A 25264-nucleotide genomic window follows, 5' to 3' on the forward strand; every position below is an offset into this window, starting at 1 on the left:
GGCGGAAAAACAGGCCCCTGAAAAGGGGAAACGGTAGCCCCCGGCCCAGGCATCTTCATGATTCGATCATGAGGGTGCCTTTTTTGCCATAAGCCTAATAAAACGGACTCGGGGCCCGGGTTTCGCTCAGGTTCGGTATTTTTGGCGCCGATGCGATTTGCGGAACAACCTTAGCGGCATGACATACCATTTGTCATGGGCCTTCCTGGTTCGGGTTGCCTCGTAGATCATTTGTTTTTCTTGTTCCCTCCGGATGTTTACGGGATTGTTGCGTTCCGCCTGTTCGTATTCAAGCAGCTTTTGAAACGTATAATGTTCGAGCATGTCTTCTCCTCCGCTTCTATTGGGTTGCTCTCATTATGCGCTGTTCAAAAGGGGCAAAAAAGAGTATACTTTCGGAAATGGTTTTCCCCTTTTACGCCGGAGATTGCTTTCAGGAGGGTCGTTCGATGCAAATTAAAGAACAATACTTAATGCTTCACAGCCGGTTTTCGGACGGAAAACAAAGCGGCATGCCGATCGAAGTGACGCTTGAGGATTTGGCGCAAGCCTTATATTGCACCGTGCGAAACGCAAAGCTGATTTTGCGGAAGCTCGTGGATGAAGGGTGGGTTCAATGGCTTCCCGGCCGGGGAAGGGGCAATTATTCGCGAATTACGTTCCTAGCAGGCAAAGAGGAGTTTTTGCTGAACCTGGTCGTCGAGCTGGCCAAAAGCGGCGATTATCGGCAGGCTTTTCAAACGCTTGGCGCATACGGAAGCGGAACGCAGGCAAAGGAGCAGTTTCTGGATTGGCTGAACGGCCATTTCGGCTACAAAAAAGAAGAAGGAGCCGAGGGCTCCCATGCAACCGACAATTTGATATTTCCCGTCCTGTATCCGCCTCGGACGCTGGACCCGGCAGCCGCAAGCTTCGCGTTTGATTCCCATCTTCAGCGGCAAATTTTCGACCGGCTGTTGGCTTTTGACGAGCGGCTGGGCCGGATCGTGCCCGGGGTGGCCCATCATTGGGAAGCCAATCGGGATGCGACGGAATGGACCTTTTATTTGCGCAAGGGCATCCGTTTTCATCACGGCCAGGAGCTGACGTCCGCCGACGTGCTGTTTTCCTTTGAGCGGCTGCGCAACCATGCGGAAAACAAGTGGCTTCTCCGGGAGGCGGAAACGATCGAGGCGCTGGGGCCGCGCGTCGTCCGGATCCGGCTGCGCAAACCGAACCGCATTTTCGACAGGTTCATGTGTTCGGTCGGGGCTTCGATCCTGCCTGCCGATTTCGCCGGTCAGGAGGAAGGGAGCTTCTGGAACTTGCCGCTAGGCACCGGTCCGTTTCGCGTCGTTTCTTTTTCCAAACATCGCATCGAGCTTGCAGCGCATTCCCAATATTATCAGGGCCGCCCGTATTTGGACGGCGTCGATATCGTCATTATGCCGGCGGACTGCGACCCGGAAGCGATCGGTTTTACCAAGGTGTTGCAAACGATAGACCGGTATAGACGGGAAGATCGTAAGGGAACGGTTCCAGACCTAAGGCAAGGCTGCACGATGTTGTGCTGGAACATGAAGCGGGAAGGCCCGCAGCAGTCGGAAGCCTTCCGCAGGGCCGTAAAGATGATATTACATCCCGGCGAGATGATTGAGGAGCTGGGAGGCCCCCGTATCCTTCCCGCTTTCGGATTCCGTCCGGATGAGAGCCGGAGCCGCGTGATCGAACCGATCCGCCCCGAGCGCGTCAAGGCGGCTTTAAAGGAATCGCGTTATGACGGAAGGCCGATCCGGCTGTCGGTTTACGACAAATACGCGGAGGACACGGCATGGATACGAAAACGTTTGTCGGAGTGGGGAATCCGGGTCGAAATTGAGACCAGCGAAACTTGGAAGGAAGCGGACTGCACCCTTTCCAGCATCGTGCTGGCCGAAGATGAGGTATGCGAAATCGAGACGTATGAGAACGGGATCAACGGATTGCGGCTGTACTTGGATGAAGAGCGCATGAGCTGGATCAAAACGCGGATCGACGACGCCTTGGAGGCGGAGAGCGGAGAAACGAGACGAGTGACGTTCCGGGAAATCGAGGAATATTTGCGTGACGAAGCCTCGGTCATTTTTCTCCATCACCGGCAGCTTGACGATTTCCTGCATCCGTTCGTGCGCGGAATGAGCCTCAACCCGCTTGGATGGGTCGATTTCAAGGATATTTGGCTGGAAAAACATGATTAGCGATAAATTAGGGAACTTCTGTTTGAGGCGGGAGTTCCCTTTTTTTCAAAGCGGCCCATTTCAATGTTTGATAAATGACATGGTGTAAAATACTTCACAAAATGGACGAACGGGTGTATAATCGGATCGTAATCGATTACATTGATGACGATGTACCACATAGAGAGGAAGATGGACATGGGAAGATTGGCAGGCAAAGTCGCCGTCATTACGGGCGCAGGCAACGGCATGGGGGCCGCGGAAGCGAAATTGTTCGCCCGGGAAGGCGCCAAAGTGGTCGCAACCGATATCAACGAAACGGCATTGCATGAAGTCGTGAACGAAATCAAGCAAAGCGGCGGGGAAGTCCTGAGCTTCAAGCATAACGTAGCTTCGGAAGAAGAGTGGAAATCCATCATCGAAGAAACCGTCAAACAATTCGGGAAAGTCGACGTTCTTGTGAACAATGCCGGCGTTTCCTCGACGATGACCATCGCCAACCTGGAGATGGACAAATGGAACAAAGTGATGGACATCAACCTAAACGGTTGCATGCTGGGCATGAAATATGCCATTCCTGAGATGAAAAAGAACGGCTCCGTCTCCGTCATCAACATTTCCTCGATCGGCGGCCTTGTCGGCATGGCCGGTTCCAGCGCTTATACCGCTGCGAAAGGCGCGCTGCGTTCGATTTCGAAAGCGGCGGCCGTCGAATATGCGAAAGACTGCGTCCGGGTAAACTCCGTGCACCCCGGCATCATCGTCACGCCGATGACGGCCGGCACGTTCGGGGAAGCGGAGCCGTATTACAAAACGTTTACGCAGCTTCCTTACTTCGGCAATCCAGAAGACGTAGCTTACGGCGTGCTGTTCCTGGCTTCCGACGAATCCCGTTTCATGACCGGCGCGGAGCTTGTCATCGACGGCGGCTGGACGGCCCTGTAATCCGTCTGACGGAACAAATAAAAATAACCCTGAAGAACTATCCTTCAGGGTTATCAGGCTGTCGAGAAAGTCTCGACAGCCTTCTTTATGTTTATTTATTTTAAGACAGCACCGCGTTAATGTTGTATAATATAGATAACTACTCATGAACGGATGGTGTCTTGAATGCTGAGATCTAATCGGGAAAAACAACAAAGCTACGAATTCGTGTCAATTGAAGAGCTGGTTCCACAGGATCATTTGCTGCGGAAAGTGGACAAGTATATCGACTTCTCCTTTATTGACGATAAGGTTCGTCCTCTTTACTGCGCAGATAACGGGCGGCCAGCCATTGATCCGGTCGTTCTGTTTAAGATGATTTTTCTCGGTTATTTTTATGGCATTCGCTCCGAACGCCAGTTGGAACGCGAGATTCAAACGAATTTGGCTTACCGCTGGTTTTTAGGTCTTGGTCTAACCGATAAAGTCCCAGACCACTCCACCATTAGCTGGAACCGGCGGACTCGATTTAAGGATACTGACATTTTCCAGGAGATCTTTGACGAAATCGTCCTCCAAGCGATCTCGCACAAAATGGTGGGCGGGCGTGTGCTCATTACCGATTCGACTCACGTAAAAGCCAATGCCAACAAGCACCACTATACCAAGCAGGAAGTTCTGCAAAACACCAAGGACTATATTGACGAACTCAATGAGGCTGTGACGGAGGACCGCAAAGCGCACGGAAAAAAGCCCTGAAAGTACGAGAGGAAGTGAATGGAACCAAAGAAATTAAAGTGAGCACCACCGATCCGGACAGCGGCTATATGATACGCGACGGCAAACCGGAGGGGTTCTTTTATCTCGACCACCGGACGGTAGATCTTAAATACAATCTCATTACCGATGTCCATGTTACGCCAGGAAATGTCCACGATTCGGTTCCGTATTTGTCGCGATTAGACCGCCAAAGAGAACGTTTTGGATTCAAGGTTGAAGCTGTAGCCCTGGATTCCGGTTATTTAACTACGCCCATTTGCCGAGGCTTACAGCAGCGAAAGATTTTTGCCGTTATTGCACACCGGAGATTTCATCCGAAGCAAGGTTTGTTTGCCAAATGGAAGTTTACTTACGACGCTGAAAGTAACACCTATATCTGCCCGGAAAAACACCAACTGACATACCGGACAACCGACCGGAAGGGTTACAGGCAGTATGCGTCAGACCCGGAACATTGCAAGACCTGTCCGATGCTTGCGCAATGCACTCATTCCAGGAACCACCGGAAGGTACTGACCCGACATGTCTGGGAAGACAGCAAAGACTGGGTGCGAAATAACCGGCTAAGCCGAGACGGCAAGCAGTTGTACCGCAAACGAAAAGAAACGATTGAGCGAAGCTTCGCGGATGCCAAAGAGCTCCATGGGTTTCGCTATTGCCGTTTGCGCGGACTCTCAAACGTTACGGAACAAGCGTTGATGACGGCCGCCGTGCAGAACATGAAGAAGATGGCGATCCACCTGGATCGCCTGGAAAAGAGGGGGTAACCCTTCTTTTTTAGCAACTGCAAATGAAAACAAGAGAAACCCAACGTCTACAAGACGTGGGTTTCTCGACAATCTGATAACCCTGAAGAACTATCCTTCAGGGTTATTTTTATTTTCCATTTGCTTTATTTTATCGAACGGACGGACGCGATAAGGGCCAAGGATGGACAAGTTCATCAACATTTCGGCCATTTCCTCTTCCTTGTAAGGCATTTGATTTTCGACCCACCAAATAATAAGCTCCAGGAACGCCGCTTCCACGTATTTGATGACGACTTCCCTGCGAGCGGATAAATTGGAATCGTCCGGCTCGGTCATATTGATGCCCTCGGATATGAAGTTGTGGAGCACATCCAGCAGACCGGCGGTGAAGGCCGCAATCCGGTTTTTGACCAGCAAGGCCTGGTATTGGCGGAAACGCTCGCTGACATGCTTGAACATCCGGATGAAAATAGGATGGGCTTGTCCGCTGGAAAAATCGAATTGGATCGGATCGTCGTTCGAATTCCGGATCGATTCGCTCAATTCGGCCAGCAGCTCGTCGATGCATTGATTCACGAGGTCTTGTTTATCGTTGTAATGCAGATAAAACGTCGCTCGTTTGACGGTGGCTCTGTCGGCGATATCCTGTACGGTAACCTGTTCGTAGTTTTGTTCCTCCAGCAGATCAAAGAGCGCGTTTTTGAGCAGCCTTTGCGTCCGTATGACCCTCGGATCGATTCGTTGCTGTTGCTCTGAAGCCATACTTTTCATTCCTCCACAATCCTGCTATATCATTGTATTCTATCCATCATATAACAGACCGGAGAAGGATTCAATCAGGCGAAGGAATGAAGAATCGGAGATTCGGTGCTAGAACTTGAAGATTTGAATCGTTTTTTGCAGCTGGAATACGGCTTGTCTCATCGCTTCGGTTTCTTCCACGACGGCTTCGATCGATTTCATCTGTTCATTCATCGAAGCGGATACCTGCTCGGTTCCGGCGGAGGATTGCTCGGTAATGGCCGAAATGTTCTGGATCGCGGCAGAAATTTTCTGCGCGCTTTCGAGCATCTGGTCGCTTTCGCTGGAGAAGGCGTTGATCTGCTCGGTTATGTATTGTACGCTTTCCACGATGTTCGTAAAAATCTGCTCCGCCTCGCGGATCATTTCGTTTTGCATCCGCACGACTTCTTCGTTTACTTGAATGTTTTCGATCGCTTCGCGGATGCCTTGCTCAATGCTTTTGACGAGTCCGAACACCTCCTGGGTCGATGCCGTCGACTCTTCCGCCAGCTTGCGCACTTCATGGGCAACGACGGCGAATCCCCGCCCATGCTCCCCGGCTCTGGCGGCCTCGATCGATGCGTTCAGGGAAAGGAGGTTCGTTTGCTCGGCCAATTCGGAAATGGTTTTGGTGATTTTATGGATGCCGTATGCGTTTTTGGAAAGGGCGTCGATCGTTTGGGCGACGTGCTCCGTCGCTTCGACGTTTTTGCGCATGCCCTCTGCCTGTTTTTCGACCGACTGGCGGCCTTTTTCCACGAAGCTGAGCGTCAGGTCGGATTGTTTTTTCATTTCCTTCGTGGATTTGGCGTAGTTCCCTACCTTCAATTCGATATCCTGGATCGATTCGGTCATGCCGGCGACGTCCTGCGATATTTCGCTTGCGCCTACGGCCAGCTCGTTGGATGCCGAGGCGACGGACGCCATGACGGTTTTCAGCTCCTGGTTTTTGTCCGCGATCCCGCGGCTGGCGTCGATCACCCGGCGGGTAATGCCGGAGGCTTCGTTTAATATTTTCTTCAACTTGTCGATCATGCTGTTAAACGAACGGCTGACGTCTCCCATGGAGCCGGTTTCATCGACGCGGTTCGTAAAGTCGCCTTTGGCGATCGCGGCCGTCACGTTGGCGATGTTTTCGAACGAGGAGGTGAGCGTCTGCTCCACGTATCGGGCAAGCGGGTAGGTCAATGCGGCCAGGACGGCGACAAACACGATTCCGATCACAAGCTTGCCGATCACGATAAAAATAACGAGCGCCGGAAGGGCGAACAGGGCGGCGACCAAATAACACCCGGCGATGACCCGTTGGGAAAGCGGAAGATTCTTCAACCACGACATAGGAAAATAGGCCTCCTTAATGTGTACTAGTTCTACCATATTATAGCACCGACACGGTTCAAAGGTCTATAAAACGTTTACAAAATGAGCCAAAATTAATGATTCTTTTGACATAATTCGATAACGTTCCCGTTAAAAAAACGAAGCCGATGCATTTTGCGCCAGCTTCGTTTTTCCAGGGTCAAACCATCCAATACCGCCGGCGGCCGATCCGCGAGACGATCCCCGGCTCCTGCGCGAAGGTTTGGTAGAATGATTCGGGGTTCGCCCCCGGCCCGCCGCCTTCAAACTGGGATAAATACAGAAAATCCGGGGATATCACCTGATCGGTCAAATACGCGGATACGGTGCTTCCCGGCTTTCGGTGCCTGTTTAGCTTGGCGATGATCGCGCGGGACGATTCGATCCCGATGCCGTGCCCGTAATAAAGGTCTTCTTCCAGCTTGACGGTATTTTCTCCCTGCCATTCGATTTGCCACGGGTTGACGTCCGGATTTTTGAAATAGAGGACATCGCCAGGGAACGCTTCGGACGCGCCTTGCTTTTCGATGAGACGCAGGTCGGCGTCGTAATGCCAGTCGTATAACAGCAGGTCCGCGAACATCCGGTTGAAATCCTTTTCCCGTATGCAATCCAGCAGGCCTTTATACAGGACGATCACGATGGCGGTCGCACATTCGAAGCCGTAAAGCGGTCCGTTGGCGAAAATATCCCGAATCCCTTCGGCCGGGGTCACATCGGATCGGAGCTCGAACCCTCCCCGGTTGTTCAAATGCCAGAACCGCTCGTTGCAATGGGAATGTTCGAAATCTTCGAATTGCACGCCGCTTCGCCTCAGCGCCTTGGCTGCTTCGACGATGCCAGTTCTTAGTTTCAGCTCAAACTGCAAATGAGCAAGCGATGCATAACGGTATACGGAGGCGCTATTTTTTTTGGCGCGAACAATTTTTTGCCATAACGGCGGCCAATTTTCGGTTTCCAGCACGGGCTCTTCATTGCCGATTCGGATCACTGTTTATCCCGCTCCTTTCCTTAACCTAAGTAGAGCATATGTCGCGGCCAAGCCAAGAAATGTCAAAAGTACGGATGAAAAGACGGCATGCGGGCCGTTTTAGTGAGTTATGGTTGCGATTGCGGGGGTTCTCATATAAACTTTTGTGAGAGCTGCACTATATTTTGACGAAAATTCATCGATTCTGATAGAGGAACGGACTGGAGTAACGAGAATGAAGAAATTCAAAAAGTTTTACGTCGAGCTGACGAGCCGCTGCAATTTGGCCTGCACGTTTTGCCCGCCTACGCACAGAGCAACCCAATATATTACGCTGGATCAATTCCGGCATACGCTGGACGAAGTCAAGCCGTACACGGATTACATTTATTTTCACGTCAAAGGCGAACCGCTGCTCCACCCGCACATCGACCAATTGCTGGATATCGCCCATGAAAAAGGTTTTAAAGTGAACATCACGTCCAACGGGACGCTGCTGCATAAAGCGGGGCCTAAGCTGATGAACAAGCCGGCGCTTCGCCAGATGAACTTCTCGCTTCATAGCTTCGACGGGCATGTCGGCTCCAAGGACAAAGACGCCTACATCGCCAAGGTGCTGAATTTCGTCAAGGAAGCGACCGCGAATTCGAACCTGATCGTGTCGCTTCGATTGTGGAACCTGGACATGGATAACGCCACGAACCTGGAGAAGCAGCGGAACCGCGAAATGCTGGCCTATATCGAAAAGGAATTCGGACTGGATTATAACATCGAAGAAAAGGTCCAGCCCGGCAAAGGCGTCAAAATCGCCGACCGGATCTACATCAACATGGACCATGAATTCGAGTGGCCGGATTTGAACGCGGAAGAGGATTTCGGACCGGGCTTTTGCCACGGTTTGCGCAACCAGGCCGGCGTCTTGGCCGACGGCACCGTCATCCCGTGCTGTTTGGACGGGGAAGGCGTCATCAATCTCGGCAATATCTACAAAACGCCTTTCAAAGACATCATCGAAGGGGAACGCGCGACCAACATCGTCGACGGCTTCTCCCGCCGCGAAGTGGTGGAGGAGCTGTGCCGGAAATGCGGGTACCGCAAGCGGTTTAACTACAAGGCGAACGGGTTTGCGGAGGAAGCTGCCGCGAAGTGATCATCAAAAATTTATAGGGCGGGATATAAACGTGATGGAATGTTGAGGCCATCGTTTGGAGGCGTTTCTTGAACGTCATGCCGCAAAGCCTGAATCCTTGGTGGATCAGGCTTTTTTTGTGCTTTAAATGGGCATGCAGCGCGAGGAGGCGCATAATTTTGTAAAGGCGGTTGACATTTCAAATATTTTTGAAATATAATGATCCCGAACATTTCAAATAAAATTGAAATATAGGGGTGGTACGTTCATGTCTACCGATCAACAAACGCGCCTAAGCGGCTCTGCCACTCAACCGGCTGCCGTCAAGCAGGGGGCCATGGGATGGAGTTTGGCGCTGCTTGCTTTGGCGCAGCTTATCTACGGGCTCGACATCAATATCGTTTTCGTAGCTTTGCCCGAGATCGGCCATGGTCTTGGCTTCTCGGAACAGTCGCTGCAATGGGTCGTCAGCGCCTACACGGTTTTCTGCGGGGGCTTTCTGCTTCTTGGAGGCCGTGCCGCCGATTTGCTCGGACAAAAACGAATGTTTGTTTTCGCATTGGTCCTCTACGCGCTTTCGTCTCTATTGGGAGGTTTGGCCTGGGATCCGCTTGTGATCATTATCGCCCGGGCCATCCAAGGGATAGGAGCGGCGTTTCTGTTTCCGTCCACGTTATCGCTGCTCAACCGGTTGTTCGAGGAAGGCCCGCGCCGCAACCGCGCCCTTGCCGTATGGGGCGGCGCCGGCGCCAGCGGACTGACGATCGGCTCGATCTTGGGGGGAATATTGACGAATGCATTCGGTTGGGAAGCGGTCTTTTTGGTTAATGTTCCTTTGGCGGGAATCGTTGCCCTGGCTGCGCTGCTTGTCATTCCCCGCGACGAGAAGCGGAGGCAAAAGCGCCATTTCGACGTACCCGGCGCCGCCACCGTAACCGCAGGCGCTACCCTTCTCGTCTATGTACTTGTACAGGGGCCCGAATTGGGCTGGGCCTCCGGGGAAACGATCGTAAGCGCAGTACTTTCCCTGGTCTTCCTGTCGATCTTTGCCCTGATCGAAAGACGAAGCGCCGCTCCGCTCATGTCGATGCATCTTCTGCGTAACCGCAGCTTGGTAGCCAGCATGGTCATCACATTCATCTACATGGGAACGTTCGGTGCTTTGCCATACTTCCTGACAACCTTTTTTCAGAACGTGCACGGATACAGCGCGCTGCAAACCGGGCTTGCCTTCATCATTCCTTCGTTGGCGATTGCGGCAGGCACGCAGCTCGGCGAACGCCTGGCGACCCGCTTGGAAGCGCGAAGCACGCTGCTGGTCGGCATGGCGATCGGAATCGTCGGGACTTTGCTGATTCCGCTTGGCGCTTACGCCGGCAGCAGCTATCTGATGATCGTTCCGGGGCTCGTCATTTCCGGCATCGGCCAGGGCATCACATGGACCGGCATGTGGATCGCCGCTTCCAGTGGCGTAGCCCCGGAGGACCAAGGCGTAGCGTCCGGGATCGCATCGACCACGTTAAACATCGGGAACGCCATCGGGATGGCCATCTTGATTGCGGTCGCCAACGCGGGCATACAGGAACAGTCGGGGGGAGCTCTCCGCGATGCCTTAGCCCAGGGGAACCGGACGGCGATTTATCTCGCGGCGCTCGGCATCCTTCTCGGCGCGGTTGTCGCCTTGTTTTTGCCCCGAAAACGAAAAGTGTGACGGAAGGCTATCGCCATCCAGGCAAAACCGGCCAAAACCGCGCAATAGGTTGGAACGTGGTCTTGGCCGGCATGTACCGCAGGGATAAATAAATTAAAATCGTATGAGCAGCCTGTACCCGGAGGGGACGGGCTTTTTTCATGATTGAACCCGCTGAAGACATGGGAACCAGCCGGCCGGGATTCAATCATGAGGTCGAATGCGAAGTTATTTTTCCTTCCGTCCGGTACCGTTTTGGGGAGATCCCCTTTACCTTTTTAAAAACTTTGGAGAAGAGCAAAGGGTCGTTATAGCCGACAGACCGGGAGATATCGCCGATCGAAAGCTCCGCGTTTTCCATCATTTCGCAAGCTTTGCGGATCCTGTATTGAATCAAATAATGCTGGATGCTCGTCTTCGTCCGTTGTTTGAATAACGAGCACAAATAGCTTCGGTTGAGTCCGATATATTGCGCGATGTCCTCAACGGTGATTTTCTGGGCATAATTGAGCTCGATAAAATCCTTCACTTTTTCCGCATAAATTTCCGCCTGGCTTTCTTTGGGGTTGGGGAGCGTTAGCGGACCGGACTCTGCAAGGGACGATAACATCAAATACAGCAGCCCGGTCAGCCGCGTTTCCCGGGATTTAGGGAATTCCCTCGACTCGATCATCAACTGCAGATACTGATCGATCATATCGTCCCGATCGTAATGAAGGATCGGAGATGCCATGGTTAGGCCGGCCTGCTTAAGGAGGAATTCCGCCAGCGTCCCGTTAAAGCCAAACCAGCAATAAGACCAAGGGTTTACCGCATCGGCTTGATAATGCGTCACGACATCGGGGATGATGAGAAATCCTTGTCCTTTCCCCAGCCTGTACCTTTTGCCTCCCACCTCGAAAATTCCTTCTCCGCCCAATATGTAGTGAAGCAGATAGTGGTTTCTTACGGCGGGCCCAAAATAATGGCCGGGAATGCAATCCTCCCTGCCAAATTGAGTAAGATGCAGCTCTGCGTGATGTTTGCTTCGTGGCAAATATTCGATCACCGTCAATCTCCTTATGCAAAATTTCTAGCATTATAACATATTTTATGAGGGTCATGCCATGTACTCGATATTTGAATTTAATATATTATTTCTGTAGCCGAAGGGCGTTTTAAAGCAAATGGATCAAGCTTTAAACCATGTCGGCTTCATATTACTCATCGATCAATATACTCTGTTGGGCAAGGCGAAACGAATGTTCCAATGTGCGTGGCAAAGGGGATTTTTCCATAGCGCCTCTTTTTTTGGCATGGGTTTCCGAGGAGTATGATCTGGAAGGGAGTTATTTTTTTCATGGGCGTAATGGTTCAAGAGCAAACGGGGCTGTTTCATTTGCAGTCGACCGACATGAGCTATCTTATCCAAATCGTGGATGGATATCCTGTGCATGTATACTGGGGGAGCAGACTGAAGCACCGGGAATCGATGCCCGATCTGCTGATTCACACCCCGGCGGGGGCGGGATTGGACCGGCTGCCCCAAGAATATCCGCAGTATGGCAGCGGAGACTTTCGTAACCCGGCCTACCAGGTCGAACTTGAAGACGGAACGCGGATTACGGAACTGAAGTACGACGGTTACCGGATCAGCAAGGGCAAGCCGCCACTGCCCGGACTGCCGGCGGTTTACGCGGAGGATGAATCCGAGGCGGATACGCTCGAGCTGATATTGAAAGATGCCTATTCGGGACTACAGGTAGTTCTCCTCTACACGATTTTCGCGGATCGAAACGCGATCGTGCGCTCGGCCCGTTTGTCGAACGAGGGGAAAGGAGGGCTTCGCATTCGTCGCGCTCTGAGCGCAAGCGTCGATATTACCGGCAAACAAGAGATGGAGATGGTCTACCTTTCCGGAGCCTGGGCTCGGGAAGGCAACATCACCCGCAGGCCGCTTCTTCAGGGCGAAACCCGCATCGACAGCAAAAGGGGCATCAGCAGCCATCAGTTCAACCCTTTCGCTGCGCTGGTCGCGAAGGAAACGACGGAATACCATGGCGAGGCCTTCGGCTTCAGCCTTGTGTACAGCGGCAGCTTTGAGGCGGGGGCCGAAGTGGATTCGTTCGGTTCCACGCGGTTTGGGATCGGCATCAATTCCTTTGACTTTGCATGGCTGCTAAGTCCCGGGGAGAGCTTCCAAACGCCGGAAGCCGTCATGGTTTACTCCGGACAAGGGCTGGGCGACATGTCGCGGACCTATCATCGTTTATATCGAACCCGGCTGTGCCGAGGGAAGTATCGGGACGAAGAACGGCCGATACTGGTCAATAACTGGGAAGCGACCTATTTTAACTTCAATGCGGATAAGCTGGTCGCGATCGCCGAGGAAGGGGCTAAATTAGGCATCGAATTGTTCGTCCTGGATGACGGTTGGTTCGGGAAACGGGATGCCGACAATTCATCCTTGGGCGATTGGTACGAGGATCGCCGGAAGCTGCCGGGCGGACTTGCGGACGTCGCGGAACGCATCAATCGGCTGGGGTTGAAATTCGGACTATGGTTCGAGCCCGAAATGATCTCGCCGGACAGCGAACTGTACCGGAAGCATCCGGATTGGTGCCTGCATGTTCCAGAGCGGCGGCGGACCGAAGCCCGGTGGCAGTTAGTGCTGGACTATACCCGCCAGGAAGTGCGCGATTATATCTATGACTCGTTGTCCGCGATATTCTCCAGCGTGCCGGTCGCTTACGTCAAATGGGACATGAACCGCGGCTTGACGGAAATCGGCTCCGCCGATCTGCCGCCGGAGCGCCAGGCGGAAACGGCACACCGTTACGTGCTTGGGTTGTACGAGCTGCTCGAGCGAATTACCGCCGATTTCCCGCATATTTTGTTCGAAAGCTGCTCCAGCGGCGGCGGACGTTTCGATCCCGGCATGCTGCATTACATGCCCCAAACCTGGACAAGCGACAACACCGACGCGGTGGAACGTCTCAAGATTCAATACGGCACCAGCCTCGTTTATCCCGTAAGCGCCATCGGAGCGCATGTATCGGCCGTTCCGAACCATCAGGTCGGACGGATGACGCCCCTCGATTTTCGTGGCGATGTCGCGATGTCCGGCAATTTCGGATACGAGCTGGATCTTACGAAATTCACCGAGGAGGAAAAAGAGACCGTCAAGCACCAAGTCGCATTCTACAAGCAGATTCGCGGTTTGGTGCAAAAAGGCGACTTGTACCGGCTGAAGAGTCCGTTTGAAGGAAACGAGTCGGCTTGGATGTTCGTTTCGGAAGACAAAGGGGAGGCTCTCGTCTTCTGCTTCCAAGTGATGGCCGTGCCGAACCCGCCTCGGCGGACCTTGCGGCTCGACGGACTGGACCCGGAACTGGAATACGAGGTGCAGTCGGGACATCGCGGAGAAAAGTCGATCATCGGAGGAGACAGACTCATGAAATTGGGGCTGCCCCTCGCTTACGAACAAAAAGACTACGAAAGCAGATGGTTCAGGCTTCAAGCCTTAAAGCCCGGGAAGAGCTGACGTAAAGCATTCAGCCAACGCCCGAAGGAAATACAATCCATGGATAGCGGTGCCCCTTTTTGAGAGAAAAGGGGCATTTTGCGCGCAGCGGCCAAATTGGCCCGGGAGGTTAAAACCATGTTTTTTATCCGATTCATGAACGACATGAACATGAAGAAGAAGCTGGCGATTACGTTCATCTCGGCAGCCGTTCTTCCCTTGCTGCTGTGCGGCCTGTTTCTGACCGGGAAGCTTCGGGAAATCGCCGTCAATAACGCCTTTGCCCAAGCGTCCAACAACGTTGAACGGGTCCGAAAGCGCACGGAAGAGCTGGTTAAGGTGCCGCTGGACATTTCGAACCGGCTAATGAATGACAACCGGATGAAGAAGGCGGCCGGCCAAAAATACGACAGTTACGTTGATGTCATTCGGACTTACCGGGAGTACACGGATATTCGCGACTACCTCCAGCTGTATAAAGAGATATCGGGCATCCGCGTCTATGCGGTCAATCCCGGAGCGCTCAACAATTGGGAGTTTATCCAGCCGGACGCCAGCGTCATGGCCCAGGATTGGTACAGGGAGGCCCTGGACCAGAAAGGCATGGCGGGCTGGAACTTCATTAGAGACGAACGGAAAGATGCCGATGACCTGAGTCTGATTCGTTCCTTTCCGTTGGACTCTTCGGGGCGAAAAGGGGTCCTGGTCATCAATGTGGACAGGCAGCGATTAAGCTCCATCCTGGATCAAGAGTCGTTTCCTACGTTGATCGTGGACGACCGGAATCGGATCGTCGCGTCCAACGAAGCCGGAGTCACAGGAAAGGACCTCTCGGCAATCCATGCCGATGAAGATATACGATCCCTTCAAGCGGGAAGTTATGACCTGTCCGTAAACGGCAAATCGTCCAAAGTGGTTATCGCCGGCATACATCCGCAGGACAGTTGGAACGGGCTGCGGGTCATTTCCATTTTTTCCGTGGCCGAGATTACCCATGACGCCAACCAAGTGATCCGCCTCGGCGTGGTCGTGATGACGGCCAGCCTGATTTTTGCCGCTTTGCTTATCTATGCTTCGGCTTCGTTGTTATCCGGAAGGCTCCTCCGCTTAAGCAAGCATATGTCCAGGGTCCGGTCAGGATCTTGGGAAACCTTTCTGGATATCGACGGCAAAGACGAAATTGGTTTGCTGTCCAGGCAATTTAATGCGTTAGTGAGGGAAGTGAACGAATTGGTCCATGAAGTCCAGGAAACGAATCGCCAAAAATACCTGGTAGAGCAAAGGCAAAACGAGATGAAGTTCAAGATGCTGGCCAGCCAGATTCATCCCCATTTTCTGTTCAACTCGCTGGAGTCGATCCGGATGGAGGCCCATATCCGGAAGCAGGACGATATCGCGGAGGTGGTATGGTTGCTCAGCACGCTGCTGCGGAGCAGCCTCGAGACCGGGAACGGCAAGATATCGCTCGGCCAAGAGCTGGAGCGGGTACGCTGCTATCTTGACATTCAAAAGTTCAGGTATGAAGACCGCTTGAGGTACCAATTGACGGTGAATGCGGGCTTGGAGGGGATGCAGGTACCGCCGTTGATCATCCAACCTTTGGTCGAAAATGCCGTCGTCCATGGCTTGGATAGCCGGGCGGAAGCCGTATGCATCGAGGTGGAAGCCAAAGCCGTTCCAGGGGGAGTTCGGGTCAAGGTGAGCGACGACGGCGCGGGCTTTGCGCCTGATCGTCTCGCCCTGGTACGGGAAAAGCTTGCTTCGGACATGATGGACGAGGAGGAGCAGCGGATCGGTTTGCGCAACGTCAACGATCGGCTTGTTTTGCTGTACGGGGCGTCAAGCGCCTTGCAGATCGAAAGCGAACCGGAAGTCGGAACATGCATCACGTTTTTTATACCGGGAGGTGATTCCCGGTGTTGAAGGTAATGATCGTGGATGACGAACCGAAGCTCCGCCAAGGCCTTCAAACGTTGATTCCGTGGGAAAGCCTGGATCTCACCGTGACGGCCGCGGCGGCCAATGGAAAAGAAGCGTTGGAAATGATGGAAAAAGAACCTCCGGACATCGCGCTCGTCGATATCCGCATGCCGCTTATGGATGGGTTGCAATTGATCCGGCGGCTGGCAACGAGCGGCCATCAAGTGCAATGCATCATCCTTAGCGGGTATGCCGATTTCGAATATGCCAAGCAAGCCATCAAATACGGGGTTGCCGGGTATCTTCTCAAACCGGTGGATATCAAAGAAATGACGAATACATTAAAGCGGGTGCGCGAGCGAATCGAAGCGGAGCGGATGAAACGGGGGCAACGGCAGCTCGGGGTCGAGAACCGGGAGCGGGTCCTGCACCGCCTTCTCATACCGCAGGATCAGCACGAAACCCCCGCCGGATTGAGAAACTTCGCAACCGAAGCCGGCTTGTTGTGGAGCAGCTATGAAGTCGTTTGCGTGCTTCCGCGCGACGTTGAAGCGGGCCGTCCCGACGTGCTGCAGCAGTGCGCGGATGCAATACAACCCTTGATTGAAGGCAGGGGCCTGGGAGTGGTGACCGTGAATCCCCCATACGTGGTTTTGCTCCTCCGCAAGCCGCTGCGCGGCATCCGGCAGCGGGAGCATTTGCATCAGGAACTCCGGAACGGTTTGGGCGATTTACGTTTCGTCGCTGCAACCGGGGGAGCCGTCTGCGAGCCCGAAGAGATTTGCCGCTCCTATGCGAAAGCCCGGCATTGGATCAAGCAGGCTTTTTTTAGCGAAAAAGGACAGCTGCTGGGGCCGGGTGATTCATCTTGCCCTTTTTCAGAATCCCCCGGACAATTCAACGAAAACGCCGAAGAGATGATGGAGGAGTTCATCCTCCGCCTATATTATAGTTTGGATGCCGGAAATGAACCGATGATCCTCCCGTTGTTGCAAGAAGCCGCAGCGTATTTTCTCATGCAGGAGCAGGATGAACATTCCGTCAAAGAATCGTTCTTTTTCCTATCCAACGCCGTCATTCATAAGCTGGCCGCGGGTTCCCGCAAGGAATGGAAACGAACGGAGGAGGTATCGAGATTTTTGAAGGGGATTTTCGAATATGAGTATCTGAGCGATCTGCTGGAAGAGACCCGCCGTTTTTTTCTCGCTTTGGCGGAGGAATCCGAACCGGAGGGGAAGGAAAAGGAATTGAAGATCATGATCAACATCATCCACAGGCATTACGCCGACCATTTGAAACTGGAAACATTGGCCGGCATGCTGAACTACAGCACCGCCTATTTGGGACAGCTTTTCAAAAGCAAGACGGGAGAGTATTTTAACACATACCTCGACAAGGTCCGGATCCAAAAGGCAAAGGAGCTGCTGGAACAAGGAATGAAGGTGTACGAAGCGGCGGAGCGCGTCGGCTACACAAACGTCAATTACTTCTACAGCAAGTTCAAAAAATACGAAGGACGTTCGCCGTCGGATTTTAAAAATCCATAATTCGTGGATGATTTTTACCGAAATCCGTTGTATGGGCCGTTTCTCTCCCCTGATTTATGATGGAAAGCAAGGAGAGGGGGGGGGGAGGAAAAATGAAAACGATATCATCCAATGTGGAAAACGTTTACGAACCGGCGGAGCAGACAAAAAAAAGCGCCTGGAAGGTGCTGAAAAACCAGAAGTATCTCTACTACATGTCCATCCCGTTCGTTCTTTGGGTCTTCGTCTTCCAGTACCTGCCTCTGTGGGGCTGGACGATGGCCTTCCAAAAAATACAGGCCCGGCGTCGGTTTTTTTGAACAGAAGTGGGTGGGCTTGGAGCATTTCCGGACCTTGTTCCAGGATGACCATTTTTACCAAGTGCTTCGGAATACGCTGGCCATGAGCTTGATGGGCCTGATCGCGGGTTTCATCGTACCCGTCGTTTTTGCCCTGATGCTTAACGAGGTTCGATTGCAGGTGATGAAACGTTTTGTGCAAACCGTATCTTACCTGCCGCATTTTGTTTCGTGGGTGGTTGCCGCAGGCATCGTCACCAAAATGCTCTCGACGGACGGCGGCGTGGTGAACAGCCTGCTCATAAGCCTCCATATCATCGATCAGCCGATCCAGTTCATGGCCCAGGGGCACTGGTTTTGGGGGATTGTAACGGGCGCGGACATTTGGAAGGAAACGGGCTGGAACGCCATTATCTACCTGGCGGCCATCTCCGGCATCGGGCCCGAGTTGTACGAAGCGGCGCGGGTAGACGGCGCAAGCCGGCTGCGGCAAATGTGGCATATCACGCTGCCCGGGATCAGGCCGACGATCATCGTGCTCCTGATCATGTCCATCGGCCATTTGCTCGGTACCGGCTTCGAGAAGCAGTTTTTGCTGGGCAATCACCTCGTCATCGATTACTCCGAAGTGCTTGACTTGTATGCGCTTAATTACGGTCTGGCCATGGGACGTTATTCCTTCGGGACGGCAATCAATATTTTCAATTCGGTCATCAGCCTGATCCTGTTGTTTGCGGCTAACGGAATTTTTAAGCGCTTTACCAACGAAAGCATTATGTAAGGAGGAAGACATGGGGACTGTCAATCGTACGGCACCGGTCGGCCGTGGATCAAGCAAACTGAAGTCGAAATCGCCGCAGGACCGGATTTTGGAAGCGGTCGTTTATCTGTCCATGATCGGGGTCACCGTTTTGACGATGTATCCGTTCTTAAACGTGCTGGCGATCTCCCTTAACGATTCGGTGGATACCGTCAGAGGGGGGATTACGATCTGGCCAAGGCAATTCACGTTAAAAAATTACGATTTGATCTTTACTTACAGCGGCTTGATCACCGGATTCAAAATCTCGGTTCTGAGGACGGTCATTGGTACCGCGGCGGGTTTGATCAGCGGTTCCATGCTGGCCTACACGCTTGCGCGCAGCGATTTCCAGGCCAGAAAATTCATTTCCGCCTTTCTCGCCGTAACCATGTACGTATCAGGGGGGCTGATTCCGGGATTTATCCTGATGAAGGACCTGCATTTGATCAATACGTTTGCCGTTTACATTTTGCCGGGTCTCGTAAGCGCTTTTAACGTCTTCGTGATTCGTTCCTTCATCGACGGGCTGCCCTATGCGCTGCAAGAGTCGGCCAAACTGGACGGGGCCAACGATTTTACGATCTACTGGCGCGTGATCCTGCCCCTGTGCAAACCGGCATTGGCGACCGTGGCCCTTTTCTTGGCGGTAGGGCAATGGAACTCCTGGTTCGATACGTATCTGTTTAACGGGTCCAACGAATCGTTGACAACCCTGCAATACGAGTTGATGAAAATTTTGCAGAGCACGACGACAAGCGCAACCAACTCCCAGGATGCCGCCAACATGGCCCAGCGTATGGCGTAGGTGTCGCCGGAATCGGTCAAAATGGCGATCACCATCATCGTGACGGTACCGATTCTGATCGTCTATCCTTTCTTGCAAAAATATTTCGTGAAAGGCATGACGCTCGGGGCGGTCAAAAGTTAAAAACAGATCCAGTTGTGTCCAGGCTTATCGCCTGCGCCTGTTTCATACGACACTGTCGTTAATCATTACGTTTTTTGGGGGGAAAGCTTCATGAAGTCAGGTAAAAAAGGATGGGCGGCGTCTTTGCTGGCGCTGACTTTGACGGCAACGCTCGCAGCGTGCGGCGGAAACGGCGGCTCGCCGGCTGCCGGGACAGAGGGGGATGCTGCATCCGGAACGAAGGGCGACGACTTAAAGCCCATCACGTTCACGTATTTTTCGGAAGACTCCAGCACGAACTGGAATAACATGAAAGACGAAGTCGGCAAGGTCATCACGGAAAAAACCGGGGTTACGCTGGATGCAGAGTTCGCCGTCGGCGATCCGGTACAAAAAATTTCACTGATTGCGGCCACCGGCAACTATCCCGACTTGATCGCAGCCAAAGCGGACGTCGGCAAACTCGTCGACGCAGGCGCCGTCATCGATTTGACGGAGTTGATCGACAAGCACGCGCCGAACATCAAAAAAATGCTTGGAGACAAACTTGTTCGAACGAAGTACAGTTTGGACGACCAGGCGATCTACGCGATCCCGACCTGGTCGGCCGTCGAGGAGAAGAAGATTAAAGCCGACGGAGGTTTTGAACTTCAGCATCGCGTCGTCAAGGAAGCGGGATATCCGGAAATTCGCACGGTGAAGGATTTTGAGAAGGTCATTCAGGACTATATTACGAAGCATCCGACCGACGAAAACGGCAACAAAAATATCGGCTTGTCCCTGAATGCGGACGACTGGCACATGTACCAGGTGACCAACCTGGGATTCCAGACGACCGGCGGGCCGGACGACGGCGAATATTACATCGATCAAGAAACGCATCAAGCCACCTACCATTTCCGCCGTCCCGAAGAAAAGGAATTTTTCCGCTGGCTGAATCACATGAATGCCATTGGCCTGCTTGATCCGGAAAGTTTCGTACAGAAGACCGACCAGTTTAAAGCAAAGGTGGCTTCGGGGCGGGTTCTTGGCCTTGCCGATCCGGAATGGGACTACGGCGACGGACAAAATGCGCTCAAAGCGGCGGGCAAATTCGACCAGACGTACGGTCATTATCCGGTCACGATGAGCAAGGAATACAAGGATACGAGCTTCTGGCCCGCCGGTTTTGACGGAGGGTACGGCATCTCGATCTCCAGCAAATGCAAGGATCCGGTGCGTGCGATCAAGTTCCTCGACTTTTTGGCATCGGAAGAAGGGCAGATTCTGAACAACTGGGGCATCGAAGGCAAACATTACACGGTTGAAAACGGCAAGCGGACGCTTATTCCGGAGGTGCAGGAACGGGCGAACAATGACGGCGCGGCGTTCCAAAAAGAATCCGGCCTGGGGCTGTACTGGAACCTGATGGTCCACTACGGCGACGGCATCAAGGATTCGACCGGCAACTACTTCACCCGTAACTACCCGGAACTGCTGACGGCCAATTACAGCGCGGCGGAAAAAGAGACCCTGAAAGCGTATAACGCGGAGCATTGGAAAGACCTTTTCCCGAAAGAAGAAGAATTCAAACCGAGAGCCTATGGAGCGGCGTATACGATGTCGCTGCCTAACGACGATCCTGCGGTGATCCTGGGCGCCAAAATGAAGGATATCACCTGGAAACGCATCCCGGAAGCGGTCATGTCCAAGCCGGAAGACTTCGACAACATCTGGGACGCCTACATGGCGGAACTGGAAAAGGCCGGAGTCAAGGAAATGGAAGAAGCCTACACCAAGCATATCAAAGACCGGATTGAGCTCTGGTCCACCCAATAATTAGAACGAGGCATATCGATTGACGGGTATGTAAACTCTTCAGCCCTTTCGCTTCCTACAGGAAGCCGGAAGGGCTGAAGAGTGCTTTTTTATGCGGTCCGGTTTTCGACCGGACATTCAGGGACTCGATCGCATTTCTTGTTTCTCTCCGAAATTACGCTCCATGCAGCCAATGCTATGCCAAGCAATGTGACGCTGGAGGCAACCCATGGCACGGCTGCTAGTCCCATCGTACTATCGATCACCAGTCCGCCTATGAATGCGCCGATGGCGTTGCCCAGATTAAAAGCCGATATATTGAGCGTCGAGGCCAACTCTTGCGCGTCTCCGGCTTTTTGCAGCACGAACATGTTGAGGGAGGGAATGATGCTGTATGCTGCCACTCCCCAGATGAAAACAGTCATGACGGCAGCGGCTTTGCCATGGCTCGACCAAGTAAATATCGCCATGGATGCGGCTAAGAGGATTAATCCGCCAAACAAGGTCGGCACGAGCCGTTTATCGGCAAGGCTGCCCCCCGCGATATTGCCAAGTAACGAACCTGCTCCGAAAACAAGCAAAATGATAGTCACCGAATCGCTAGAAAAGCCCGTTATTCGTTCTAGGATTGGAGTAATGTACGTAAACCCGGCAAACGTCCCGCCGGTTCCGAATATGGTGATCAGCAGAACCAGGAGGAAGCCGGGACGGCTGACGATACGCAGCTGCCCTTTGATAGAGCCCCCTTTCGATCGCGGCAATGGGGGAATCTGTTTCATGATGCCCAGCAGGGCTGCAGCAGAAAGAAGGGATATGACCAGAAAAGGAAACCGCCAGCCCAAATGTTGGCCAAGAAGGGTTCCGAGGGGAGCGCCAAGGATGACGGATACGGTCAGTCCGGATCCGACCAGTGCGATATTTCTTCCTTCCTTGCCTGGTTGGGCCAAATTTTTGGCAGTGACAACGATCATGCCGAACAGGGTTCCGTGTGCCAGGGAGCTTATGACCCGCCCTGCCAGCAGCACACCGTACGAGGGAGCGGCGGTGCAAACGATACTGCCTAGAATAAATACGAACAGGAATGAACTTAATAAGGTTTTTCGCGGTAATCTTCCGGTCAACGCAGACAATACGGGTCCCCCAATGACGACGCCAAGAGCGTATCCTGTCACAAGCATGCCTGCGGCAGAAATCGAAACCTGGGTCTCGGTTGCAATAGGCAATAAGAGTCCCATGGGGAGAAGCTCGGCAGTGCCAACGGCAAATATCGTGAGGGTTAAAAGAATGAGCGCGGTCATTCTTTTTCGGTTGGAAAGATTACTGAAGTCTCGCGAGTTCGTCATGGTATATGCTCTCCTTTCAACATGCTGCGATCGGCATCTGGCTTTCGGTGATATAACATAACTCACTGCCCTCTTGCCTGGATAAATAACATTCTCTACTCGGCATTTCAGAGCTTATCCGGTAATGATTTCTTTCAATCCAGGAGCCTAGGTCGATACTCACCGGTGTATCTCTGTCGGGACGGCTGACGTGCTTGACCGACGCGACGGTCATTTCGGGGAGCACTTTCGTCTTGAATCGATCTGAGTCCGGGAGCGGAAGTTGAATTGGGCAGGCAATCTCCAGGCTGATGTTATCTTCGCACTCCGCGCAGCTGTGCCACAGAACCATATGCGAAGTGGGGAGCGACACGCCGTTCCACTTTAAATATTCGTCAATTTCTTCAAATAAATAAGGGATGTTCACCCTGCTCGTGGTTTCTCTGACCGAAATGACCCTTAGCGGATCCACCTTCTTCACCAAAACCTCGAAACGCGGAGTTCCACCGCGTTCGATCTGCTCCAGCCTCGCTTCAATTCGCCTCAAACGCTAGATTTCCGACTGAATCAACGACTGGACTTCTGCCTTCTTCAGCCGGAACATCCCTCGCATTTCATCTGGTGATACGTCATCATGAAGGAGCTGCCTAATCTGTTCCAGCGTAAATCCCAGATCTTTAAAAACGAGAATCCGATGCAGGACAAGCAATTGATCGCTAGTATAGTATCGGTAACCGCTTTGCGGGTCCGTATATGCTGGTTTGAGCAGTTCAAGTTGATCATAGAAGCGCAGCGTTTTGGCAGGAACTTGACTCAGTTTGGAAAACTCGCTGATCTTAAACATCATCCCTCTCCCTTTCTTGGATATGTTGGAGTTACCGTGGCCTTATTATAAACTTTCCATACAAGGGGAAAGTCAAGGTCTAAAAATGATTTCAAAATGAAGAATTTTTTCATTCATTGTGTTGACCTTCACGTTACGTTAAGGTGTACAGTTTAGACGTCAGGAGGTGAAATCATGGAATACACCATACAGAAGCTCGGACGGCTGGCTGGAATCAGCACCCGGACGCTTCGATATTACGATGAGATTGGCATTCTGAAGCCGGCCAGAATCAACTCGTCGGGTTACCGGATTTACGGTGGGGATGAGGTGAACCGGCTGCAGCAGATTTTGTTCTACCGCGAGCTGGGGTTCCAGCTGGAAGATATTAAGGCCATCATGGACTCGCCATCCTTTGACCGGACCCGGGCGCTGAGGGAGCACCATGCGCAGCTTCTTGACAGGAGACGGCAGCTCGACCTGCTGATTACGAATGTGGAGAAAACGATTGCCTCCGCTGAAGGGAGAATCACAATGAGCGATCAGGAGAAATTTGAAGGGTTTAAACAAAAATGCATCGAGGACAACGAGAAACAATACGGCAAGGAAGCCCGCGAAAAATACGGTGATGAGGCCGTGGATAAGTCCAATGCGAAATGGATGAGCATGACGAAGGAGCAGCATGAGGAGGTGACCCGTCTCGCTGACGAGTTGTATGAGACGTTGGCTGAAGCGTTCAAGCAGGGGGATCCGGCCGGAGAGCTTGCCCAGCGCGCAGCGGATTTGCATAAACGGTGGCTGACGTATTTTTGGAACGATTACAGCAAGGAGGCCCATGCGGGACTTGCCCAAATGTACGTGGATGATGAGCGGTTTACGGCACATTATGATGCGAAGCAGCCGGGAACCGCGGCATTTCTCCGGGATGCGATTTTGATTTATACGGGCATGAAATCCTAAGCAGGCTTAGCCTGACCCAATAAAGTCATATGGATTTGGAGTTTTTGGAGTCACCCCTCTGCTTGCGTATCCCACGCGGCAGAGGGGTTTTATTGTGCGAACGTGCCCAAGGAGCCGTGAGCACAGCCTTCCTGCCCCGGATGAGGAACGGCTGTCGTTGGCTTCGCTTTTAAGCTCCGGAAATTCTCGGCATCGGCATCGGTTCCTTCCCCAGCTCGGCCCATACATATTTCAGCAACAGTTCGGTTTTGAGCGAGGCGTACGCCGGGTCGTCCCAGACATTGTTCAACTCGCCGGGATCCTCCTGAAGATCGAAGATTTCGCCGTAGGTTTGATTGTAATACACCGTGATTTTGTAACGCTCGTCGACATAGGTCTTTTGATGGATCGTCGTCGGTTCGTGCCTGAACTCGCAGATGGCGTGCGTGCGCGCCTGCGCCGCTTCGCCGAGCCATACTTTTGTCTGGTCGACGCCCGTCATGGCGTAAGGAACCGGGAGTCCGCACAGGGACAAAAAGGTCGGAGCCAAGTCCACCAAGGATTGGATCGCGCTGCTCCGCTTGCCTGCCGGCACCCGTCCGGGATAACGCACGATAAACGGCAGTTTGATCAAGTCTTCGTAATGAAACCCGCCTTTGGCCTGCAGGCCGTGCTGCCCGAAGAAATGGCCGTGGTCCGTCGTAAAGACGACGATCGTGTTGTCGGCCATCCCCAGTTCGTCCAGCTTATCGAGGATCCGCCCGATGTATTTGTCCATCATGCTGATATTGTATGCTAAATTTATCATTTTGTCTGTTTGTGTCTTGAAAGAAGTTCAGGAGGCGAAA

The 25264-nt window shown here is 52.8% G+C and carries 18 protein-coding genes and 3 pseudogenes; 12 read left to right on the forward strand and 9 right to left on the reverse strand.

Features of this window, described 5'->3' with window-relative positions; translation table 11 throughout:
• Positions 1-126: 126 nt before the first annotated feature.
• On the reverse strand, positions 127-324 hold the full coding sequence (locus tag NYE48_RS10955) for a hypothetical protein (protein WP_340998538.1): 198 nt from the start codon (positions 322-324) through the stop codon (positions 127-129).
• 125 nt (positions 325-449) lie between these two features.
• On the opposite strand from NYE48_RS10955, the gene NYE48_RS10960 reads away from it, so the two are divergent.
• The 3 genes from NYE48_RS10960 to NYE48_RS10970 all read left to right on the forward strand — a co-directional run bounded on the left by NYE48_RS10960 (position 450) and on the right by NYE48_RS10970 (position 4666).
• Positions 450-2216: an ABC transporter substrate-binding protein gene (locus tag NYE48_RS10960; RefSeq protein ID WP_340998539.1), complete on the forward strand. Its 1767-nt coding sequence runs from the start codon at positions 450-452 to the stop codon at positions 2214-2216.
• A gap of 177 nt (positions 2217-2393) precedes the next feature.
• On the forward strand, positions 2394-3140 hold the full coding sequence (locus NYE48_RS10965; RefSeq protein WP_340998541.1) for an SDR family NAD(P)-dependent oxidoreductase: 747 nt from the start codon (positions 2394-2396) through the stop codon (positions 3138-3140).
• 165 nt (positions 3141-3305) lie between these two features.
• Positions 3306-4666, forward strand: a protein-coding gene (locus NYE48_RS10970) for an IS1182 family transposase (protein ID WP_340997748.1) whose coding sequence is annotated in 2 segments (ribosomal slippage) — positions 3306-3876 and positions 3876-4666 — 1362 coding nt in all. Because the reading frame shifts where the segments join, the coding sequence is not laid out codon by codon here.
• Positions 4667-4756: 90 nt separating this feature from the next.
• On the opposite strand, the gene NYE48_RS10975 is transcribed toward NYE48_RS10970, so the two are convergent.
• The 3 genes from NYE48_RS10975 to NYE48_RS10985 all read right to left on the reverse strand — a co-directional run bounded on the left by NYE48_RS10975 (position 4757) and on the right by NYE48_RS10985 (position 7781).
• The gene (locus tag NYE48_RS10975; RefSeq protein WP_340998542.1) at positions 4757-5410 is read right to left on the reverse strand and encodes a TetR/AcrR family transcriptional regulator; all 654 of its coding nucleotides are present in this window, start codon (positions 5408-5410) and stop codon (positions 4757-4759) included.
• A gap of 108 nt (positions 5411-5518) precedes the next feature.
• Complete coding sequence (locus NYE48_RS10980; protein ID WP_340998544.1) at positions 5519-6769, reverse strand: methyl-accepting chemotaxis protein; 1251 nt, start codon at positions 6767-6769, stop codon at positions 5519-5521.
• Between the two features lie 181 nt (positions 6770-6950).
• Positions 6951-7781, reverse strand: coding sequence for a protein-glutamine gamma-glutamyltransferase (locus NYE48_RS10985; RefSeq protein ID WP_340998545.1), 831 nt, complete (start codon positions 7779-7781; stop codon positions 6951-6953).
• 214 nt (positions 7782-7995) lie between these two features.
• On the opposite strand from NYE48_RS10985, the gene NYE48_RS10990 reads away from it, so the two are divergent.
• Complete coding sequence (locus NYE48_RS10990; RefSeq protein ID WP_212947834.1) at positions 7996-8910, forward strand: radical SAM/SPASM domain-containing protein; 915 nt, start codon at positions 7996-7998, stop codon at positions 8908-8910.
• 247 nt (positions 8911-9157) lie between these two features.
• Positions 9158-10600 carry an MFS transporter gene (locus NYE48_RS10995; RefSeq protein WP_340998547.1) on the forward strand — a complete coding sequence of 481 codons (1443 nt, stop codon included), beginning with the start codon at positions 9158-9160 and terminating at the stop codon, positions 10598-10600.
• Positions 10601-10787: 187 nt separating this feature from the next.
• Here the strand turns inward: NYE48_RS10995 and NYE48_RS11000 are convergent, their stop codons facing one another.
• Complete coding sequence (locus NYE48_RS11000; protein WP_340998548.1) at positions 10788-11627, reverse strand: AraC family transcriptional regulator; 840 nt, start codon at positions 11625-11627, stop codon at positions 10788-10790.
• 291 nt (positions 11628-11918) lie between these two features.
• On the opposite strand from NYE48_RS11000, the gene NYE48_RS11005 reads away from it, so the two are divergent.
• The 6 genes and pseudogenes from NYE48_RS11005 to NYE48_RS11030 all read left to right on the forward strand — a co-directional run bounded on the left by NYE48_RS11005 (position 11919) and on the right by NYE48_RS11030 (position 21353).
• Positions 11919-14102 carry an alpha-galactosidase gene (locus NYE48_RS11005; protein ID WP_340998550.1) on the forward strand — a complete coding sequence of 728 codons (2184 nt, stop codon included), beginning with the start codon at positions 11919-11921 and terminating at the stop codon, positions 14100-14102.
• Between the two features lie 117 nt (positions 14103-14219).
• Complete coding sequence (locus NYE48_RS11010) at positions 14220-16004, forward strand: sensor histidine kinase (protein ID WP_340998552.1); 1785 nt, start codon at positions 14220-14222, stop codon at positions 16002-16004.
• Entirely contained in the window at positions 15998-17548 is a 1551-nt protein-coding gene (locus NYE48_RS11015) for a response regulator transcription factor (protein WP_340998554.1), read from the forward strand. The genes NYE48_RS11010 and NYE48_RS11015 overlap by 7 nt, the downstream gene beginning before the upstream one ends.
• A gap of 92 nt (positions 17549-17640) precedes the next feature.
• Positions 17641-18607: pseudogene (locus NYE48_RS11020) on the forward strand (ABC transporter permease).
• A gap of 10 nt (positions 18608-18617) precedes the next feature.
• A pseudogene (locus NYE48_RS11025) lies at positions 18618-19556 on the forward strand (carbohydrate ABC transporter permease).
• Between the two features lie 90 nt (positions 19557-19646).
• Positions 19647-21353, forward strand: coding sequence for an ABC transporter substrate-binding protein (locus NYE48_RS11030; protein ID WP_340998556.1), 1707 nt, complete (start codon positions 19647-19649; stop codon positions 21351-21353).
• An 89-nt stretch (positions 21354-21442) separates the two neighbouring features.
• Here NYE48_RS11030 and NYE48_RS11035 read toward each other — a convergent pair whose 3' ends face one another.
• Genes NYE48_RS11035 through NYE48_RS11045 form a run of 3 tightly spaced genes read right to left on the reverse strand, consistent with a single transcriptional unit; the run spans position 21443 to position 23498 of the window.
• Positions 21443-22675, reverse strand: coding sequence for an MFS transporter (locus NYE48_RS11035; protein WP_340998558.1), 1233 nt, complete (start codon positions 22673-22675; stop codon positions 21443-21445).
• 16 nt (positions 22676-22691) lie between these two features.
• A complete protein-coding gene (locus NYE48_RS11040; RefSeq protein ID WP_340998560.1) occupies positions 22692-23201 on the reverse strand; it encodes a GyrI-like domain-containing protein in 510 nt (169 codons plus the stop codon).
• A gap of 3 nt (positions 23202-23204) precedes the next feature.
• A complete protein-coding gene (locus NYE48_RS11045) occupies positions 23205-23498 on the reverse strand; it encodes a MerR family transcriptional regulator (protein ID WP_340998561.1) in 294 nt (97 codons plus the stop codon).
• Positions 23499-23672: 174 nt separating this feature from the next.
• Between NYE48_RS11045 and NYE48_RS11050 the strand changes: the two genes are divergently transcribed.
• Entirely contained in the window at positions 23673-24437 is a 765-nt protein-coding gene (locus tag NYE48_RS11050) for a MerR family transcriptional regulator (protein WP_340998562.1), read from the forward strand.
• Between the two features lie 169 nt (positions 24438-24606).
• Here the strand turns inward: NYE48_RS11050 and NYE48_RS11055 are convergent.
• Positions 24607-25209, reverse strand: a pseudogene (locus NYE48_RS11055) (sulfatase family protein); the annotation flags it as partial.
• Positions 25210-25264: the final 55 nt, after the last annotated feature.

Source organism: Paenibacillus sp. FSL M7-1455, assembly GCF_038004655.1.
Classification (GTDB): domain Bacteria; phylum Bacillota; class Bacilli; order Paenibacillales; family Paenibacillaceae; genus Paenibacillus_AQ; species Paenibacillus_AQ cookii.

Excerpts from the sequence above, each read along its gene's own strand:
- NYE48_RS11010 (WP_340998552.1), top strand. The coding sequence starts at position 14,220 with ATGTTTTTTATCCGATTCATGAACGACATGAACATGAAGAAGAAGCTG.
- NYE48_RS10955 (WP_340998538.1), bottom strand. The coding sequence starts at position 324 with ATGCTCGAACATTATACGTTTCAAAAGCTGCTTGAATACGAACAGGCG.
- NYE48_RS10960 (WP_340998539.1), top strand. The coding sequence starts at position 450 with ATGCAAATTAAAGAACAATACTTAATGCTTCACAGCCGGTTTTCGGAC.
- NYE48_RS11030 (WP_340998556.1), top strand. The coding sequence starts at position 19,647 with ATGAAGTCAGGTAAAAAAGGATGGGCGGCGTCTTTGCTGGCGCTGACT.
- NYE48_RS11035 (WP_340998558.1), bottom strand. The coding sequence starts at position 22,675 with ATGACGAACTCGCGAGACTTCAGTAATCTTTCCAACCGAAAAAGAATG.
- NYE48_RS10980 (WP_340998544.1), bottom strand. The coding sequence starts at position 6,769 with ATGTCGTGGTTGAAGAATCTTCCGCTTTCCCAACGGGTCATCGCCGGG.
- NYE48_RS10965 (WP_340998541.1), top strand. The coding sequence starts at position 2,394 with ATGGGAAGATTGGCAGGCAAAGTCGCCGTCATTACGGGCGCAGGCAAC.
- NYE48_RS10975 (WP_340998542.1), bottom strand. The coding sequence starts at position 5,410 with ATGGCTTCAGAGCAACAGCAACGAATCGATCCGAGGGTCATACGGACG.
- NYE48_RS10990 (WP_212947834.1), top strand. The coding sequence starts at position 7,996 with ATGAAGAAATTCAAAAAGTTTTACGTCGAGCTGACGAGCCGCTGCAAT.
- NYE48_RS11045 (WP_340998561.1), bottom strand. The coding sequence starts at position 23,498 with ATGTTTAAGATCAGCGAGTTTTCCAAACTGAGTCAAGTTCCTGCCAAA.
- NYE48_RS11005 (WP_340998550.1), top strand. The coding sequence starts at position 11,919 with ATGGGCGTAATGGTTCAAGAGCAAACGGGGCTGTTTCATTTGCAGTCG.
- NYE48_RS11050 (WP_340998562.1), top strand. The coding sequence starts at position 23,673 with ATGGAATACACCATACAGAAGCTCGGACGGCTGGCTGGAATCAGCACC.
- NYE48_RS10995 (WP_340998547.1), top strand. The coding sequence starts at position 9,158 with ATGTCTACCGATCAACAAACGCGCCTAAGCGGCTCTGCCACTCAACCG.